Source organism: candidate division KSB1 bacterium (assembly GCA_034521575.1).
Taxonomy (GTDB): Bacteria; Zhuqueibacterota; Zhuqueibacteria; order Residuimicrobiales; family Krinioviventaceae; genus JAXHMJ01.
In genome coordinates this window covers 1,356,351-1,372,618 of record JAXHMJ010000005.1, presented here as the reverse complement: position 1 = coordinate 1,372,618, position 16,268 = coordinate 1,356,351, and the positions used below count along the sequence as shown (strand labels likewise).

Here is a 16,268-nt window from a genome sequence, read left to right as displayed (position 1 = left end):
AATAAAGTAGGAACACTTGGGCGCCGGGATTTGGCCGGCTGGTTTTGATGCTGAATTTTGAGGTGTTTCCCGGACAAAAGACTGCAATCGCAGCAATGATCGAGTGATTTACAGTACGATGGTCTTGAAAGAGAATCGGCCGGCGAGGTTTGCTGATTTGTCGGCCGATTTTAATCAAGACGGTTTTGTGTGTGTTTTGGTGAACGAGTTGACGTCTGACTCTAAAGGTGGTGTAACATAAGTATAATTAATAGTATGCAATATCTGATAGCGACACGTTATTAAGGTAAAGAATTGTGTGTTGATCCGTTTTAAAACAAAAATGTTATATAAGATAAATATGCTACAAAAATGTAATAATAAAGCATGCTTATTATAGTGGCTGGTTGTTTGTAAGGTACTATAAAACAGCTAAATAAGAGGTGTGTCTTTACAAGAGGATTTTTGGCACATTCTTTGACATTGTATTAAACAGTTGATGCAAGATCTCCGGGATGTACAAACGTTGAGAACAACAAGAGCCTGCCTTTCCCGTTTGGGGTCAAACATTAACTTCTCTGTCTTGAGGCAGGCTCTTTTTTTATGAATTTCAAGTGGCATCTAAAACAGCAAATCTCACACCCGTCTGGACGTATGCATCGGGTTTTTGAAAATAAGAATATATCATCAATAAAACAAACAACAATGAACAAAGGAAAAGTCTTATGACCCCAAAAGAATTCTTTGAATTTGCCCGAACCAATGGTGCGGATATGGTTGATCTCAAGTTCTGCGATCTGCTCGGCACCTGGCAGCACTGTACGTATCCCGTGGAAACATGGGATGAAAGCACGTTTGAAGAGGGACTCGGATTTGACGGCTCGTCCATTCGAGGATGGCAGGCCATCAATCAGTCGGATATGATTGCAATTCCGGATTCGTCCACAACCACCATTGATCCGTTCTTTGAAAAACCCACGGTGTCTGTAATCGCCAATATTGTCGATCCCATCACCAGGGAATCCTACAGCCGCGATCCCCGCTATGTGGCGCGCAAGGGAGTCGAGTTTCTGAAAAAGACCGGTATCGCGGATACCTGTTTTATCGGTCCGGAACCGGAGTTTTTTATCTTTGATGAAGTTCGTTTTGAACAGAAACAAAACACCGGATTTTATTCCATTGACTCGGTCGAAGGCGCCTGGAATACCAATCGCATTGAAGAACCGAATCTCGGTTACAAACCCAGCTACAAAGGCGGATACTTTCCCGTATCGCCCACCGACACCTATGGCGATCTTCGCGGCGAGATGGTGCGTGAAATGATGAAAATGGGTATCGTGATCGAGGCGCATCACCACGAAGTCGGGACCGGCGGTCAGGCTGAAATCGATATGCAGTTCGACGAACTGACCAAAATGGCGGATCAGTTCATGTGGTATAAATATATCATCAAAAATGTGGCTTTTCGCGCCGGCAAGAGCATCACATTTATGCCCAAACCGATTTTTGAAGACAATGGCTCGGGGATGCACAGTCATATTTCATTTTGGAAAAACGGCAAGCCGTTGTTTGCCGGCGACAAGTACGCCGGATTGAGTGAAATGGCGCTGCACGCGGTCGGTGGTCTGCTGAAACATGCGTCGGCTGTGCTGGCGTTTGCCGCACCGACGACCAACTCGTATCGCCGACTGGTACCCGGATTCGAAGCGCCGGTAAACCTGGTTCTGTCACAGCGCAACCGTTCCGCCGCAGTTCGAATTCCCATGTACAGTTCGAATCCCAAAGCCAAACGTTTTGAATTCCGCTGTCCGGATCCCACGGCCAATGGTTACCTGGCCTGGACCGCCATGATGATGGCCGCGATTGACGGCATTGAAAACAAGATCGAACCGGAACATACCCTGGATCAGGATATATACGATATGACGCCTGCAGAACTTTCCGGTATTGCCAAGGTGCCCGGATCATTGGACGAAGCTATGGACGCCCTGGAAGCCGATCATGGTTTTCTGTTAAAAGGTGATGTGTTTACGCAGGATCTGATCGACACCTGGATCACTTACAAACGCGAAAATGAACTCGAACCGATGGCGCATCGCCCGCATCCGTACGAATTTTTCCTCTATTATGATAACTAGGCAACGGAGGTGCAACTGAAACGGGGAAAGACGCTTCTTTAATCGCGGAAACCACAAGCCGGTTCTGAAAGGGACCGGCTTTTTTTATGGCATGAAATATTCATCGTATGTCTCCCGGACGTGCGACGAGTGACAGCGGCACCATAAAGCAGCGAACAAAACGAACGACACGAACTGAAATTATAAAAATGCACTATTAGAGTTGTTGGTGCTTTTGGAATGCCGATATCTGACATTCAGGCATGTGTGGTGAATGATTTGATCTGCATATTTTTCTTTTATTTTTTCACAATATTCCTATATTTATTAAAGCAGTGGTCACAAAATTTATCTTTTTGACCGTGGTTTGCGGCAGCACGCTTATGACATAGCGGGGATTTATAATGCTATTTAATTTGAACGCAAAAGGCTGGCAAAAATACATCTTGGCAGGAACGATGGGAGCAGTAGCCCTCGCAGCAGCAGGAGGGCTTGTTGAGAAAGCAGATGCTTCTGCGCAAATGGACAACGCACTTGACCGGCTTGAAATCGTACTGCAAGACTACGACACAGGAAACGGAATAGCAAATTCTGAGCTGAGAGTATACAACCTCGATGATAAAACAATATTTGACCAGACAAGAACAACCGATTCAGAGGGAACAGCAGTCTTTGAAAACTACACATACGTTGAAAAAGACAACACCCTAATCCCGCTCGACCTTGCCATCGAGCAAAACTACCCCAACCCCTTCAATCCCGCCACACAGATCCCTTTACAACCGGTACCGAAGCAAACGTAACGATCCGGATTTATAACATCAAAGGCGAGCTGGTTTGCCAGCTTGCTGATGCCTGGCTGCCGGCAGGAAAACACAAAGTAGGCTGGTCAGGAACAGATAACAAAGGACAAGGCGTGGCATCAGGCGTGTACATAGCAGAAGTAAGATCAAATGGTGAAAGAAAAGCCATGAAAATGACACTCGTAGACGGCTCTGGGAAAGCGTCCTTCTTAGACGGGATAAGAACAGAATACACTGATGCTGCAAGGCTCTCAAAAACACAAGCAGAAGACAACTACGTAATCGAAACCTCACCAGACAACTACGAAAGCCTCACTGACACAGTAAAACTCAGCGGAGGAGAAGAAAGACTCATATACGCACTCACAAAAAATCAAGCCCCTGTAGCATACGTAACAGCAGACCCAGACACAGGAACAATAGACACCATATTCAACCTTGACGGATCGCAAAGTAGTGATGACAAAAAAATAATAAAATACGAATGGGACTTTGGAAACGGCTTCTTCGAAGGCGAAGAACAAGAACAACACCAATACCAGACAAAAGGAGAAAAAACCGTTGTCCTAAGAGTAAGCGACGAACAAGGAAAAACAAATTCTGACACTGCAAGAGTCTACCTCAAAAACAAAACACCAGAAGTAAGCCTCGAAGATATTTCGTTTAAAGAAGACTCAAAAGGAAAAAGCATAACACTGAATGTAAACGATGACGATGATGAACACACATACGAGATAATAAACCAGACCAACCCAGACCTTGTAACATACAAGGTCGAGGATGGAAAACTAACCTTAGAAAGCCTTGCAAAAGACCAAAGCGGACACTCAGACATAACTGTTCGCGTAAGCGATTTTTCAGGTGCGTACAGTGAAGCACACGTTCGAGTCAGCGTAGAACCAGAAGCAGACATCACAGCAACCTTCAAAGACCCAATAAACAAAGAGCTTGTAAAGGCGCTTGACGTAATGTTCGGAGACTACGCTATAACAACAGATGAAGATGGCAGGGTTGCAATACAGGTTGCGCCAGGACAATACAAAATGCAAACAGATTCCAGCGGCGGACGAATGCTAACAGAATGGGACCTTGACATAGGAACAGAAGACGTGAACCTTGACTCGCTTCTTAAAGACACGCCTTTGAAAGCAGTCCCAGTAGCCTGGAAAAACGACGAACAAATGGCTCTCGTGATAAACGCACACGGAGTATACGGGGACAGCGACAGAGAAACCTACGTGCAAAACAAAATATGGGACCCGGAAAAAAAGTATGGCGAAGAACTCCCAAAAGGAACACTAAGAACAGTCTATGTGAATACAGAAAGGATTGGAAGATCCCCAGGCGCACAAGAGAACCTCGACTGGGCAGTAGACAAAATACCAAACATAATGGACAACAAAATAAAACTACAAACAAGAACAGAAGCAGACTCAGTTTATATAGAAGCAGGAAGCAAGGCTGAAGAGAGCCAGATAGTAATGAGGTACAGGTCAGGAGAGATACTGCAAGACTATGATTATATGGTAATGATATCAACTTATAGTCCAAGCATAAACGGGTCTGACGCAAATACAATACCAGACGGGGAACACACAAGCAAAGGATTCGCAAGAATAAACAGAGGAAATCTGGGAATAAACCAAAGAGGAAGCGCCTTATCAGAAATAGCAAGCTCACTACAAAACGGAGAAGACGTAACAAACGACATGGAAGACGCCGCAGCAGGAACACTATACGGAAGCCCAGGAGATTTTGACCACCAAAACGGATACAACCCAACAGTCACATACGGACCACCAGGAAAGCAAATACAAATATCCCCAGAACACCACCTCGGAGCACTCACCCTAAACATACCACTCGACACAATCATAAAAAAAGAAAAACTTGAGCTTCCAAAACCAGAATTCTAACCATAAACAGTAACAGGCAACCAATCATCATAAACAGTATGGGTGCCATGCAAAACATCCTCACAACAAGCACTTGCATCTTCAAGCTCATTAATCGAGCCTAAAGCAGACCAAAGAGGAGACGTTAAAGTACAAGGATCGTCGGTTTCAGTGCAGAAACCATTTTCACAATAACTCTTACCCTCATCAAACGCACAACAATGCGCGTCAAGAGAACAATCCCCACCTCCAGAAACACAACTCACACACGCCCCGCCCTGCCAAACCATAGAATCCTTCAGGCACTTGCCCTGCGTGGAGTCATACCAGCACAAACCATCACTGTTAGCACACCAGCCAGGATTGTCATACAATAGCAATGATTCAAAGCACACATGGTTCCCTCTGCTTTGCCCCACCCTCAGGCACTGCCCTGCGCAGCAGCGTCACGGATGCTGGGCGCCCTACTATTTTCCTTTTATTTATTCACAAAAATCATATATTCATAGGAACAACGACTCGTTGATTCTTTTTGTTGCCTGTTTTTATATACGCTTTTTACATTCAACCTTAATCTTGGGGAAATAATCATGAAAATGCTGCATTTTTTCTACGCCCGTTGCATTAAAAACAACCTGGAACACATGACCGGGTACGAACTTCTTAACGCAAAAGGCTGGCAAAAATACATCTTGGCAGGAACGATGGGAGCAGTAGCCCTCGCAGCAGCAGGAGGGCTTGTTGAGAAAGCAGATGCTTCTGCGCAAATGGACAACGCACTTGACCGGCTTGAAATCGTACTGCAAGACTACGACACAGGAAACGGAATAGCAAATTCTGAACTGAGAGTATACAACCTCGATGATAAAACAATATTTGACCAGACAAGAACAACTGATTCAGAGGGAAGCGCAGTCTTTGAAAACTACACCTACGTGGACCAAGACAACACCCTCGTGCCTCTTGACTTTGCAATAGAGCAAAACTACCCCAACCCCTTCAACCCATCCACTGTCATACCCTTCAGCACAGAAACAGAAGGAGACATAGACATCAACATCTACAACATCAGAGGAGAACTCGTAAAAGAACTTACTGATGCCTGGCTGCCAGCAGGAAAACACAAAGTAGGCTGGTCAGGAACAGATAACAAAGGACAAGGCGTGGCATCAGGCGTGTACATAGCAGAAGTAAGATCAAATGGTGAAAGAAAAGCCATGAAAATGACACTCGTAGACGGCTCTGGGAAAGCGTCCTTCTTAGACGGGATAAGAACAGAATACACTGATGCTGCAAGGCTCTCAAAAACACAAGCAGAAGACGACTACGTAATCGAAACCTCCCCAGACAACTACGAAAGCCTCACTGACACAGTAAAACTCAGCGGAGGAGAAGAAAGACTCATATACGCGCTCACAAAAAATCAAGCCCCTGTAGCATACGTAACAGCAGACCCAGACACAGGAACAATAGACACCATATTCAACCTTGACGGATCGCAAAGTAGTGATGACAAAAAAATAATAAAATACGAATGGGACTTTGGAAACGGCTTCTTCGAAGGCGAAGAACAAGAACAACACCAATACCAGACAAAAGGAGAAAAAACCGTTGTCCTAAGAGTAAGCGACGAACAAGGAAAAACAAATTCTGACACTGCAAGAGTCTACCTCAAAAACAAAACACCAGAAGTAAGCCTCGAAGATATTTCGTTTAAAGAAGACTCAAAAGGAAAAAGCATAACACTGAATGTAAACGATGACGATGATGAGCACATATACGAGATAATAAACCAGACCAACCCAGACCTTGTAACGTACAAGGTCGAAGATGGAAAACTAACCTTAGAAAGCCTTGCAAAAGACCAAAGCGGACACTCAGACATAACCATCCGCGTAAGCGATTTTTCAGGTGCGTACAGTGAAGCAAACGTTCGAGTCAGCGTAGAACCAGAAGCAGACATCACAGCAACCTTCAAAGACCCAATAAACAAAGAGCTTGTAAAGGCGCTTGACGTCATGTTCGGAGACTACGCTATAACAACAGATGAGAATGGCAGGGTTGCAATACAGGTTGCGCCAGGACAATACAAAATGCAAACAGATTCCAGCGGCGGACGAATGATGACAGAATGGGACCTTGACATAGGAACAGAAGACATGAACCTTGACTCACTTCTTAAAGACACGCCTTTGAAAGCAGTTCCAGTAGCCTGGAAAAACGACGAGCAGATGGCTCTCGTGATAAACGCACACGGCGTATACGGGGACAGCGACAGAGAAACTTATGTTCAGAATAAGATATGGGACCCGGAAAAAAAGTATGGCGAAGAACTCCCAAAAGGAACACTAAGGACAGTCTACGTGAATACTTCAAACACGGATGGCTTTCCAGTCACACAGGAGAATTTAGACTGGCTAATAGACAAGGTGCCAGAATCAACAGACAACCTGATAAGACTGCAAACAAGGGCAGAGGCAGACTCGGTATATATAGAAGCAAATAATGGCGCTGAGGAAAGCTATATTGTAGGTAACTTCATGGCAGGAAACATACTACAAGATTATGATTACATGGTACTGATATCAACCTACAGTCCTTCTGTAAACGGCTCTGATGCAAATTCCATACCAGACGGGGAACACACAAGCAAAGGATTCGCAAGAATAAACAGAGGAGATCTTGGAACACCAAGAAGAGCAGGAGGGTTATCAGAAGTAACAACATCACTACAAAACGGAGAAGACGTAACAAACGAGATGGAAGACGCAGCAGCAGGAACAATGTATGGAGATACAAGGGAGATGAACCATGAACAGGGATATGTGGCTTCAGTCAGTTACGGACCACCAGGAAACCAGATACAAATATCACCTGAACACCACCTTGGCGCACTCACACTAAACATACCACTCGACTCAATCATAAAAAAAGAAAAACTTGAGCTTCCAAAACCAGAATAAAAAAGAATTCTTTTCTATCCATAAACTACATAGTCTAAAAGATCAGCATAATAAGTTCCTGTACCATGAAGGACTGCATCACAACAAACTTTTCCTGAGGTTTCATCTATGGACTCCGGATCAGACCAGGTGGGACTGCAAGGCGATCCTGTTCCAGTGCAGACTCCTTTAGTAGGTCCTAAATATTCAAGATCACAGTAACTAGCCATGTCAGGATAACCACAACAGTGAGAATCAACAGAACAATACGGTCCACTAAACTGATTATCACCAACACAACTCACACAGGCGCCGCCCTGCCAAACCATAGAATCCCTGAGGCACTTGCCCTGAGTTGAGTCATACCAGCACAAACCATCACTGTTAGCACACCAGCCAGCATCACCATCAGCAACCATACAATCATCACACGTCATCTCACACGAAAGAGAATAAGTAGCATCATCATTAGCAGAATTAAAATCAGCAGGAGTATTCGTAACAGAAACAGAAAGAAGCTTAGACTCCTCAAAACCACCCAAAACAGTAAAATCACAAAAACCAGGACCAGAAACATCATTAAAATAATAAACTCTAGAACCACCAGCAACAATCGTGTCCCCCATACTAGACTGAGTAAGAGAATACTCCGAGCCACCAACAGAATAACTCAAAGTAACAGAAAACACATTATCATCCACACTCTGAATCGGCTGAGAGCCAATATTCTCAACAGTAACCTCAACATCAGCAGAAGTGGAAACAGAACAAGGATCAGGAACAACAGAAATATCAGTCACAGCCAAATCAGGCGAGTCAAGATAACACTCCAACGAATTAGCATCCCAAGAGTAACCGCCATCACAATCAACACAATAACAATCCTCCCCACAAACATTATCCCCTGAGTATGATACGACAGTGCCATGATCGTCAGTGAAAGGAGAAGAATCACAAACACTGCCATCATAAGAAGAACATGCAGCAGAACACGTAGGAGTGCTAGCCTCAAGCGTAACAGACAAGCAATCGCTCTGGAAACTATTGCCAGCAGCATCAGTAACAGTTATCCTGGCAGAAACAGGACCGTAAGTTGAAAAAGTCTTAGAAGTGTAATACTCTTCTCCCAGGTAAATACCCTCAGAATAGAAGCTATTCGAAGAGATTGAAGTAGCGCCCTGAGACTGCGAAGGATTGCAAACTCCCCCAAAAAACCACTCAATAGAATTATCAAAAGATGCGCAACCTGCATCCCAAGGAACCCAAGAAACCGTAGCTGTCCTATCAATTGAAGAGATGCTTACCGGATCAAGACCCAATGATGACGCAGTTGATTCATCAATAAACGCCGGAGCTTCATCATCATAACAAACAATTATCGAACCTAACTCATTACCTGAATTATCCCAAGCATCATAAACCTTAGCGTTGAAAGCGTACTCGTCTGGCTCGGTCAAAGAGACAGAATACGCTTTTGTGTCAGGACTCGTGCCTGAACCGGAAACAAATGCTAGCATCTCAGGGTTACTTTCCCAGAATAAAAGCCGTATGCTAACTGTAGCCTGATAATACAAAACATACCGGTCAATACCAATATTATCCTCACCAGAAGAAACAATATTAACCGTGGGGTTACTAGTATAAACAGTACCGGCTTCCTGACCATTAACAGAAAAGAAAGTCTCAACAGGCGCCTGCATATCACACTTTGAAACACAACTGCTATCCTTCACAACACTGCCCGAAGGACAGCAAAAAGAAACTGAACTGCCATCGCAGTCAGTGGAAACATACGCCTCATTAAAATCATCACCACAACAATAATCACCAGAACCATCAGCAGTATCACAAACACTCTTGCCGCAGGTTCCAAAAGTCCAAACACCTAAACCATTTCCGCCATTGATATTAGCATTCTCACAGACATTAGAAGCAGAATCCCCATCATACCAAGCACCGATAGTAGTCTCCTCACACGTCTTGCCAGTAACAGGATAACAACTGTACCCGCACCAAAGCCTGGCATCGCCGCCAACATCCCTTGAAGCCCCAGCACCATCAGCAACATAAGAGCATGAAGAATCACCAGACTTATAACACCTATCTCTTGAGCCACAGAAAGAATAATCAGTTACATAATTGTCATAATGACAGTATCTTCCCTCAATCTCCCAACCCTTATAATTCTCGTTACAGACAGCAATGTCCGTGAGTTTTCACGGGGGTGGATTCGCGGCTGTATTTGCGCATTCATGGCTGGTTGCTCTGCGGACACATTTTTATTGAACTGCATGCCCTGCACGGACCACCCGGCTCTGTCAGATGTCGGACTGCGTCCGCATCTGACAAAGCGTCCCTCCTTGGAAAAGGAGGGAAAAGAACAAGTAATGCTCGGAGGTGAACCATCCGGTAGGTTGTAAACCGTAGCCGCAACGCTGTATTCATGCAAACCCGGTCCGAATGATTACGTATAAATTTTTCGCATCTGGGCAAACACCGCGCCTTCCGGGTACGGTGTTTGACGGCAGCAACTCACCTGCAGGCGATACCCTGCACGGACCACCCGGCTCTGTCAGATGTCGGACTGCGTCCGCCTCTGACAAAGCGTCCCTCCTTGGAAAAGGAGCGAAAAGAATAAGCAACGCTCGGAGGTGAATCATCCGGTAGGTTGTAAACCGTAGCCGCAACGCTGTACCCATGCAAACCCGGTCCGAATGATTACGTATAAATTTTTCGCATCTGGGCAAACACCGCGCATTCCGGGCACGGTGTTTGACGGCAGCGACTCACCTGCAGGCGATACGCTGCACGGACCACCCGGCTTTGTCAGATGTCGGACTGCGTCCGCCTCTGACAAAGCGTCCCTCCTTGGAAAAGGAGGGAAGAGAACAAGCAACGCTCGGAGGTGAATTATCCGGTAGGTTGTAAACCGTAGCCGCAACGCTGTACCCATGCAAACCCGGTCCGAATGATTACGTATAAATTTTTCGCATCTGGGCAAACACCGCGCATTCCGGGTACGGTGTTTGACGGCACCAACTCACCTGCAGGCGATACCCTGCACGGACCACCCGGCTTTGTCAGATGTCGGACTGCGTCCGCCTCTGACAAAGCGTCCCTCCTTGGAAAAGGAGGGAAGAGAACAAGCAACGCTCGGAGGTGAATTATCCGGTAGGTCTGTAAACCGTAGCCGCAACGCTGTACCCATGCAAACCCGGTCCGAATGATTACGTATAAATTTTTCGCATCTGGGCAAACACCGCGCCTTCCGGGTACGGTGTTTGACGGCAGCAACTCACCTGCAGGCGATACCCTGCACGGACCACCCGGATTTGTCAGATATCGGACTGCGTCCGCCTCTGACAAAGCGTCCCTCCTTGGAAAAGGAGGGAAAAGAACAAGTAATGCTCGGAGGTGAATCATCCGGTAGGTTGTAAACCGTAGCCGCAACGCTGTATTCATGCAAACCCGGTCCGAATGATTACGTATAAATTTTTCGCATCTGGGCAAACACCGCGCCTTCCGGGCACGGTGTTTGACGGCAGCAACTCACCTGCAGGCGATACCCTGCACGGACCACCCGGATTTGTCAGATATCGGACTGCGTCCGCCTCTGACAAAGCGTCCCTCCTTGGAAAAGGAGGAAAAAGAAAAAGCGTCATCAATGATACTATTGCTGAGGATGAACCCGGACTAATTTTTTTCAAGACAACCTCATATATCGCCCTCCGTATGTCGGGCCCGATGTCCCTGCACGACGGCATCGCGGATGCTGCGCTGCAAAACACATGAAACAAGCTTTTCAATAATACGATTTCAGCACACAGCGGCAGATGTTTATCCGGGACGCGACATTTTGTAGCTTTGCATTTTTTATCCCCTGTCCGGGTATTTACTTTATTTTTGTCTTTGCACCCTCAGGCGCCGCAAGACATCGCATCAACTATTTTATTACCTTATTTTACAGCATGTTACACGTTGTTAGCCATTTACAAACGAATTTATTTGAAAAACGCAAACAACAACCCCAACATCGCCCCGATTTGACCGATCCAGAAAATAAACATCCATTTGATGAGGTCGGCGCGGGTCCGGGATACTTCTTCCGTTATACGATTATCAAGACGTTTTTCGACGTCGGCAATTGTTATATTAACCTTGCCCATTTCTTCCGTCATGCGCTCATTGACTTTGCCCATTTCTTCCGTCATGCGCTCATTGACTTTGCCCATTTCTTCCGTCATGCGCTCATTGACTTTGCCCATTTCTTCCGTCATGCGCTCATTGACTTTGCCAATCTCTTCTGTCATGCGTTCATTGACTTTGCCAATCTCTTCTGTCAAGCGTTCATTGACTTTGGAACTTTCTGTGGTGAGGCGATGGTCAAAGCGATTCTCCAAATTTGCGATACTTATATTAACCTTGCCAATTTCTTCCGTCAACCGCCGTTCAAATTTTTCTTCCACAAACTCCAACATCTCGTGTTTTTGCTCTTCCTGACTTTTGTTGATCAGATGAATCAGGCTTTCCGATGCTTTAGGTCCCAGTTTTTCCCGTAATGGTTCTTCTACGGTTACCAGTTTTGCCATTGTACCCTCCTTTTTATGATAAACATAACATAATTTAATGGTATTTCAGGTAAATACAAGAAAAAAGTAGAGCATATCAAAAAAGCTCTTTTGGTTATTGAAGCAGAGTGTAAGTGCGGCAAGTCCCTGTGCTACTGCTTGTTGTAAGCTTTGCACGGGCCAGGTTCATCGGAAAAGAATAAGGTGAAACCCCGGCTGTTTAAAGAAACGGGGCAGTCAATTTTTACCGTGCTGTGATTTGGTCTGGCCTGGATTGATTATTTCATGGTTTTCAAGCTTGGTAGCATCGGATTCATCAAGTTAATAAGGCTTTGAGAGCCTTCTTCTCCCAGTTTGTCTCGTAACGGTTTTTCAACGATAGCAACTTTTGCCCCGTTTCGTTCGTCTCGTTCGTTGCTTTTTTTACCTGATTTAACCGCTGCAGCCTTTTCCGGACTAGTACAACGGAAACAGCACAAAAATCAGCGGGTCCCAGATCATGTGCGAGATCAGCACCGGCACCAGACTGCCGGTTTTCCAGTAAATCGCGCCCCAATAGAGTCCGCACACCAGCGCGGCGATGATCAGCAGACCGTTGCCGGTGACAATATGCACGCCCGCGTACAGCGCCACACCCGCGGCATAGCCGAGCCCGTTGGAAAGCCGGTGTTGCAGCTGTTTCTGCACCAGTCCGCGCCAGAATACCTCTTCACCGAATCCCACCGGAAACGCCAGCAGCAGAATCAGCAGCGGCTGCGGGATGGCATCGCGGTTGGCATACACACTCTGCAGCTGTATGGAACGTTCAGGCAGGATTTCAACCACATGCGCATTGATCAGCTGCAGCAGTTCATTGCCGATCCAGAATATGCCCCATAACACCAGCGCAGAGCCGATGCCCCATGCAACCATACGAAGGTTCCAGCTGCGCAGCATGCCGGGGTCTGCGGTCAGGCCGATCACGGTCAGCGTCAGCGTACTGACCGCCATCAAAATCCAGAAATTCAGCGGCGGATGTACAAACATGATCCACCAGAGGATAAACGCCAGAATAACACCGGCGATCATCAGGCGTAGTTGTCGACGTGGTTTGTTCACAGGATCATCCAATCCAGAATGAGTGAAACAAGGTACACCAGACTAAACGCCATGTGCAGCTGGGCGGTCAGGGCATCTACCGGAATGAATTCCTGTTCGCTCAGGTTGCGTTTGTTCCAGATCAATTTGACACGCTGCAGAGCGAGGGGGAGCGTAAAGAATACCGACAGGGTAAAGAGGGACAATCCGGCAAACAATATCAAAATCAGCACCGATATATAAGCGGCGGCAAGCAGGCCCGTGTAATAAACCTGGGAGCCGCGTTCTCCCAGCAGCATGGCCAGGGTGCGAATATTGACCTGTTTGTCATTTTGAATGTCGCGCAGATTGTTCGCATGCAGAATGGCAATCACTAAAAAGGCAAACGGCAAAGGATAGAGAATCGATTCCAGAGAGTAGAAACCGGCCTGTACGAAAAACGCGCCGGCGGCCATGGCCGGACCGAACGCGATAAAGACCGCCGGATCTCCCAGCGCGTGATACTTGACCGGCAGCGGACCATAGGTGTAAAACAAACCGAGCAGGGCGCCGATGAGGATCGGATACAAAAGTAAAAATCCGTTGGCAAGAATAAGAATAAAATAAACGCCAATGACGGCCGCCAGAGCAAAACAAATGACCGCCAGCAGCAAGAGCTCGCGTTTGCTCAGATCTTTGTCCAGCAGCACGCGACTGCCGCCGAATGTACCCGGCCGGTCCACACCGCGGTCAAAGTCTTTGATATCGGAGAACATATTCACTCCCGCGTGAACCAGCATGCTGCCGAGGACTGTAATCACCAGATGCAATCCATTTATCGATTCTGAAAACGGCTGAGCAGCCGCCAAGAGTCCGCCCAGCAGCGGCGGAAAAAAACTGACGGTCAGAGAAAACGGCCGGGCCGCTTTCCATGCGGTTTTTATATTCATTTATTTATCTCCTGTTTTTGTGCCGTGACCAGGTGCGCCAGTCCGGGTTCCAGGGGGTATGATTGTACGTTTGTATACCCTGCCTGATTCAGAATACGCTTGTACGCCGGCAGTGTTTTAAACGTCACAATCGATTTGTACAAATAGCGGTACTGGCTGATATGACCGGTGAGCAGATACCCGATGATCGGGAACGCAACGCGCTGATACAGGGTTAAAAACCGGCGCAAAACCGGATGCCGCGGCTGAAAAAATTCGAGGATGTACAATCGTCCACCAGGTTTGAGCACCCGCAGACACTCGCGCATTTCAGCGTCGAGTCGGGTAAAATTGCGCACACCAAAGGCAATGGTCACCGCATCGAACTGTGCGTCGGCGAACGGCAGGGCGCTGACCGCTTTGACCGCTTTTATGTTCCGGAATGTCTGTTTGTGCTGCAGCAAGGACAGCATTTCATTCGACGGTTCACTGCCGGTAATGCGGGCATTCGGCAGCTGCCGTTTCAGGGCGAGCGCCATATCTCCAGATCCGCAGGCCAGATCCAGAATATGTCCCGGAGCCTGTACAAGATGATACGCCGCAAATTGCGCGGTCTTGCGCCGCCAGACCAAATCCAGTCCGGCCGTGCTGACGTGATTAAAGGCGTCATAGCCCCGAACCACCGCGCCTTTGAATTCAAACCGGCTGTAGGTTTGTTTCATATTCAGGTCTTGACATCGGTTACAACCACAGAGCCCGGATCTATAGTTTGACCGGGATCAATCTTGACACCCGGATAAAATGACGTGTGAATACCGGCACGCACGCTATCGGAAAACACAGCGCCCAGGTATTTGCGTTTGGAATCCACGGGTTTGCCCTTGATCTCGGAATGCACGGTTTCATCATCAAACCGCATATTGGCGGTCATGCTTCCTGACCCGATCAAACAGTTGCTGCCGACGATCGAATCGGCAATAAACGACAAATGTCCGATCTGGGAATCGTTCATGATCAGAGAATGGCGGATTTCAGTTGCATGTCCGATGCGGCAGTTGTCGCCGATCACCGAATAGCGGCCAATGTGACAGTGCGGATCAATGACGCTGCCCGCCCCGATGATGATCGGGCCTTCGAGATAGCATCCCGACTTGATGATGCTGCCTTCGCCGATCTGTACATTTCCCTTGATCGTCACGCCGTCCTCAATAATACCCGAGCGGGTATCGCTCTCCAGTTCCGCCATCAGGTGTTCCTGATGATCCAGCAGATGCCAGGGGTAGCCGGTGGGCAGCCAGTCGCCCGCAATGGGCAGGGCATAAAAATCTTTATTTTTTGCAGTCTCAAGCACAGCCGAGGTGATTTCGATCTCACCGCGTTCGCTCATAGGGGTGGATTCGAGTACAGTAAAAATTTCCGGCTGGAATATATAACAGCCGATATTGGCCAGATCGCCGAGATAGGTCTGAGGTTTTTCAACCAGATTCAATACCTTGTGACTGCTGTCGGTCTGAAACACGCCGTATAGGGACGGATCTTCCACGCGTTTGACCAATGCGGCATTGTCGTATTCCAGCAGCTGTTCGAAATCCGCGCGCGAGAACAGGTCATCCCCGTTCATGGCGACAAACTTGCCGTTGATATGCGCTTTGGCCTGCAGCACAGCGTGACCGGTGCCCAGCTGCTCGGTCTGCTCCTGATAAATCAGATGCATATCCCGGTAGGAATCGCCGAGTGTCTTTTTAATCATATCCTGTTTGTAACCGGTGATCAGGATCACCTCATCGAACAATCCGGCTATCTGATCCAGACTGTGCCGGATGATTGCTTTATTCAAGAGCGGCAACAGCGGTTTTGGCCGCGTCAACGTTAATGGATAGGTGCGGGTGCTTTTTCCCGCCACCATGAGAACAGCCTGCATTTTATTCTCCTGTTTCATTTTTGATCATTTTAAAAATACAAACTCTGTCCTTAGGATA

At 47.1% G+C, this 16,268-nt stretch carries 12 protein-coding genes; 5 read left to right on the top strand and 7 right to left on the bottom strand.

Annotated features, from left to right (window positions below):
* The first annotated feature begins 704 nt into the window (after positions 1-704).
* The 3 genes from glnA (at position 705) to U5R06_19175 (ending at position 4,815) form a co-directional block, all read left to right on the top strand.
* Complete coding sequence (glnA, locus tag U5R06_19185) at positions 705-2,117, top strand: type I glutamate--ammonia ligase (GenBank protein ID MDZ7724868.1); 1,413 nt, start codon at positions 705-707, stop codon at positions 2,115-2,117.
* Between the two features lie 383 nt (positions 2,118-2,500).
* Positions 2,501-2,899, top strand: a complete 399-nt coding sequence (locus tag U5R06_19180; protein MDZ7724867.1) for a hypothetical protein — start codon at positions 2,501-2,503, stop codon at positions 2,897-2,899.
* A gap of 113 nt (positions 2,900-3,012) precedes the next feature.
* Positions 3,013-4,815: a PKD domain-containing protein gene (locus U5R06_19175; GenBank protein MDZ7724866.1), complete on the top strand. Its 1,803-nt coding sequence runs from the start codon at positions 3,013-3,015 to the stop codon at positions 4,813-4,815.
* Here U5R06_19175 and U5R06_19170 read toward each other — a convergent pair.
* The gene (locus U5R06_19170) at positions 4,812-5,084 is read right to left on the bottom strand and encodes a hypothetical protein (GenBank protein MDZ7724865.1); all 273 of its coding nucleotides are present in this window, start codon (positions 5,082-5,084) and stop codon (positions 4,812-4,814) included. The two genes, U5R06_19175 and U5R06_19170, sit on opposite strands and share 4 nt — an antisense overlap.
* 300 nt (positions 5,085-5,384) lie before the next feature.
* On the opposite strand from U5R06_19170, the gene U5R06_19165 reads away from it, so the two are divergent.
* Entirely contained in the window at positions 5,385-7,757 is a 2,373-nt protein-coding gene (locus U5R06_19165; GenBank protein MDZ7724864.1) for a PKD domain-containing protein, read from the top strand.
* A 14-nt stretch (positions 7,758-7,771) separates the two neighbouring features.
* Here the strand turns inward: U5R06_19165 and U5R06_19160 are convergent, their stop codons facing one another.
* Positions 7,772-9,436 carry a hypothetical protein gene (locus U5R06_19160; protein MDZ7724863.1) on the bottom strand — a complete coding sequence of 555 codons (1,665 nt, stop codon included), beginning with the start codon at positions 9,434-9,436 and terminating at the stop codon, positions 7,772-7,774.
* A gap of 1,777 nt (positions 9,437-11,213) precedes the next feature.
* On the opposite strand from U5R06_19160, the gene U5R06_19155 reads away from it, so the two are divergent.
* Complete coding sequence (locus U5R06_19155) at positions 11,214-11,528, top strand: hypothetical protein (protein MDZ7724862.1); 315 nt, start codon at positions 11,214-11,216, stop codon at positions 11,526-11,528.
* Between the two features lie 209 nt (positions 11,529-11,737).
* Here the strand turns inward: U5R06_19155 and U5R06_19150 are convergent, their stop codons facing one another.
* From U5R06_19150 to glmU, 5 genes are all read right to left on the bottom strand, one after another.
* Positions 11,738-12,325, bottom strand: coding sequence for a DUF1640 domain-containing protein (locus U5R06_19150; GenBank protein MDZ7724861.1), 588 nt, complete (start codon positions 12,323-12,325; stop codon positions 11,738-11,740).
* Positions 12,326-12,760: 435 nt separating this feature from the next.
* Positions 12,761-13,402, bottom strand: coding sequence for a type II CAAX endopeptidase family protein (locus tag U5R06_19145; protein ID MDZ7724860.1), 642 nt, complete (start codon positions 13,400-13,402; stop codon positions 12,761-12,763).
* Entirely contained in the window at positions 13,399-14,310 is a 912-nt protein-coding gene (gene menA / locus U5R06_19140) for a 1,4-dihydroxy-2-naphthoate octaprenyltransferase (protein ID MDZ7724859.1), read from the bottom strand. Before menA ends, U5R06_19145 begins: the two co-directional genes overlap by 4 nt.
* Entirely contained in the window at positions 14,307-15,011 is a 705-nt protein-coding gene (locus U5R06_19135; GenBank protein MDZ7724858.1) for a ubiquinone/menaquinone biosynthesis methyltransferase, read from the bottom strand. The genes menA and U5R06_19135 overlap by 4 nt, the downstream gene beginning before the upstream one ends.
* A gap of 2 nt (positions 15,012-15,013) precedes the next feature.
* Positions 15,014-16,210, bottom strand: coding sequence for a bifunctional sugar-1-phosphate nucleotidylyltransferase/acetyltransferase (gene glmU, locus U5R06_19130; GenBank protein MDZ7724857.1), 1,197 nt, complete (start codon positions 16,208-16,210; stop codon positions 15,014-15,016).
* Positions 16,211-16,268 lie beyond the last annotated feature (58 nt).

Excerpts from the sequence above, each read along its gene's own strand:
- glmU (MDZ7724857.1), bottom strand. The coding sequence starts at position 16,210 with ATGCAGGCTGTTCTCATGGTGGCGGGAAAAAGCACCCGCACCTATCCA.
- U5R06_19180 (MDZ7724867.1), top strand. The coding sequence starts at position 2,501 with ATGCTATTTAATTTGAACGCAAAAGGCTGGCAAAAATACATCTTGGCA.
- U5R06_19155 (MDZ7724862.1), top strand. The coding sequence starts at position 11,214 with ATGATTACGTATAAATTTTTCGCATCTGGGCAAACACCGCGCCTTCCG.
- U5R06_19170 (MDZ7724865.1), bottom strand. The coding sequence starts at position 5,084 with ATGGTTTGGCAGGGCGGGGCGTGTGTGAGTTGTGTTTCTGGAGGTGGG.
- menA (MDZ7724859.1), bottom strand. The coding sequence starts at position 14,310 with ATGAATATAAAAACCGCATGGAAAGCGGCCCGGCCGTTTTCTCTGACC.
- U5R06_19150 (MDZ7724861.1), bottom strand. The coding sequence starts at position 12,325 with ATGGCAAAACTGGTAACCGTAGAAGAACCATTACGGGAAAAACTGGGA.
- U5R06_19160 (MDZ7724863.1), bottom strand. The coding sequence starts at position 9,436 with ATGCAGGCGCCTGTTGAGACTTTCTTTTCTGTTAATGGTCAGGAAGCC.
- U5R06_19135 (MDZ7724858.1), bottom strand. The coding sequence starts at position 15,011 with ATGAAACAAACCTACAGCCGGTTTGAATTCAAAGGCGCGGTGGTTCGG.
- U5R06_19165 (MDZ7724864.1), top strand. The coding sequence starts at position 5,385 with ATGAAAATGCTGCATTTTTTCTACGCCCGTTGCATTAAAAACAACCTG.
- glnA (MDZ7724868.1), top strand. The coding sequence starts at position 705 with ATGACCCCAAAAGAATTCTTTGAATTTGCCCGAACCAATGGTGCGGAT.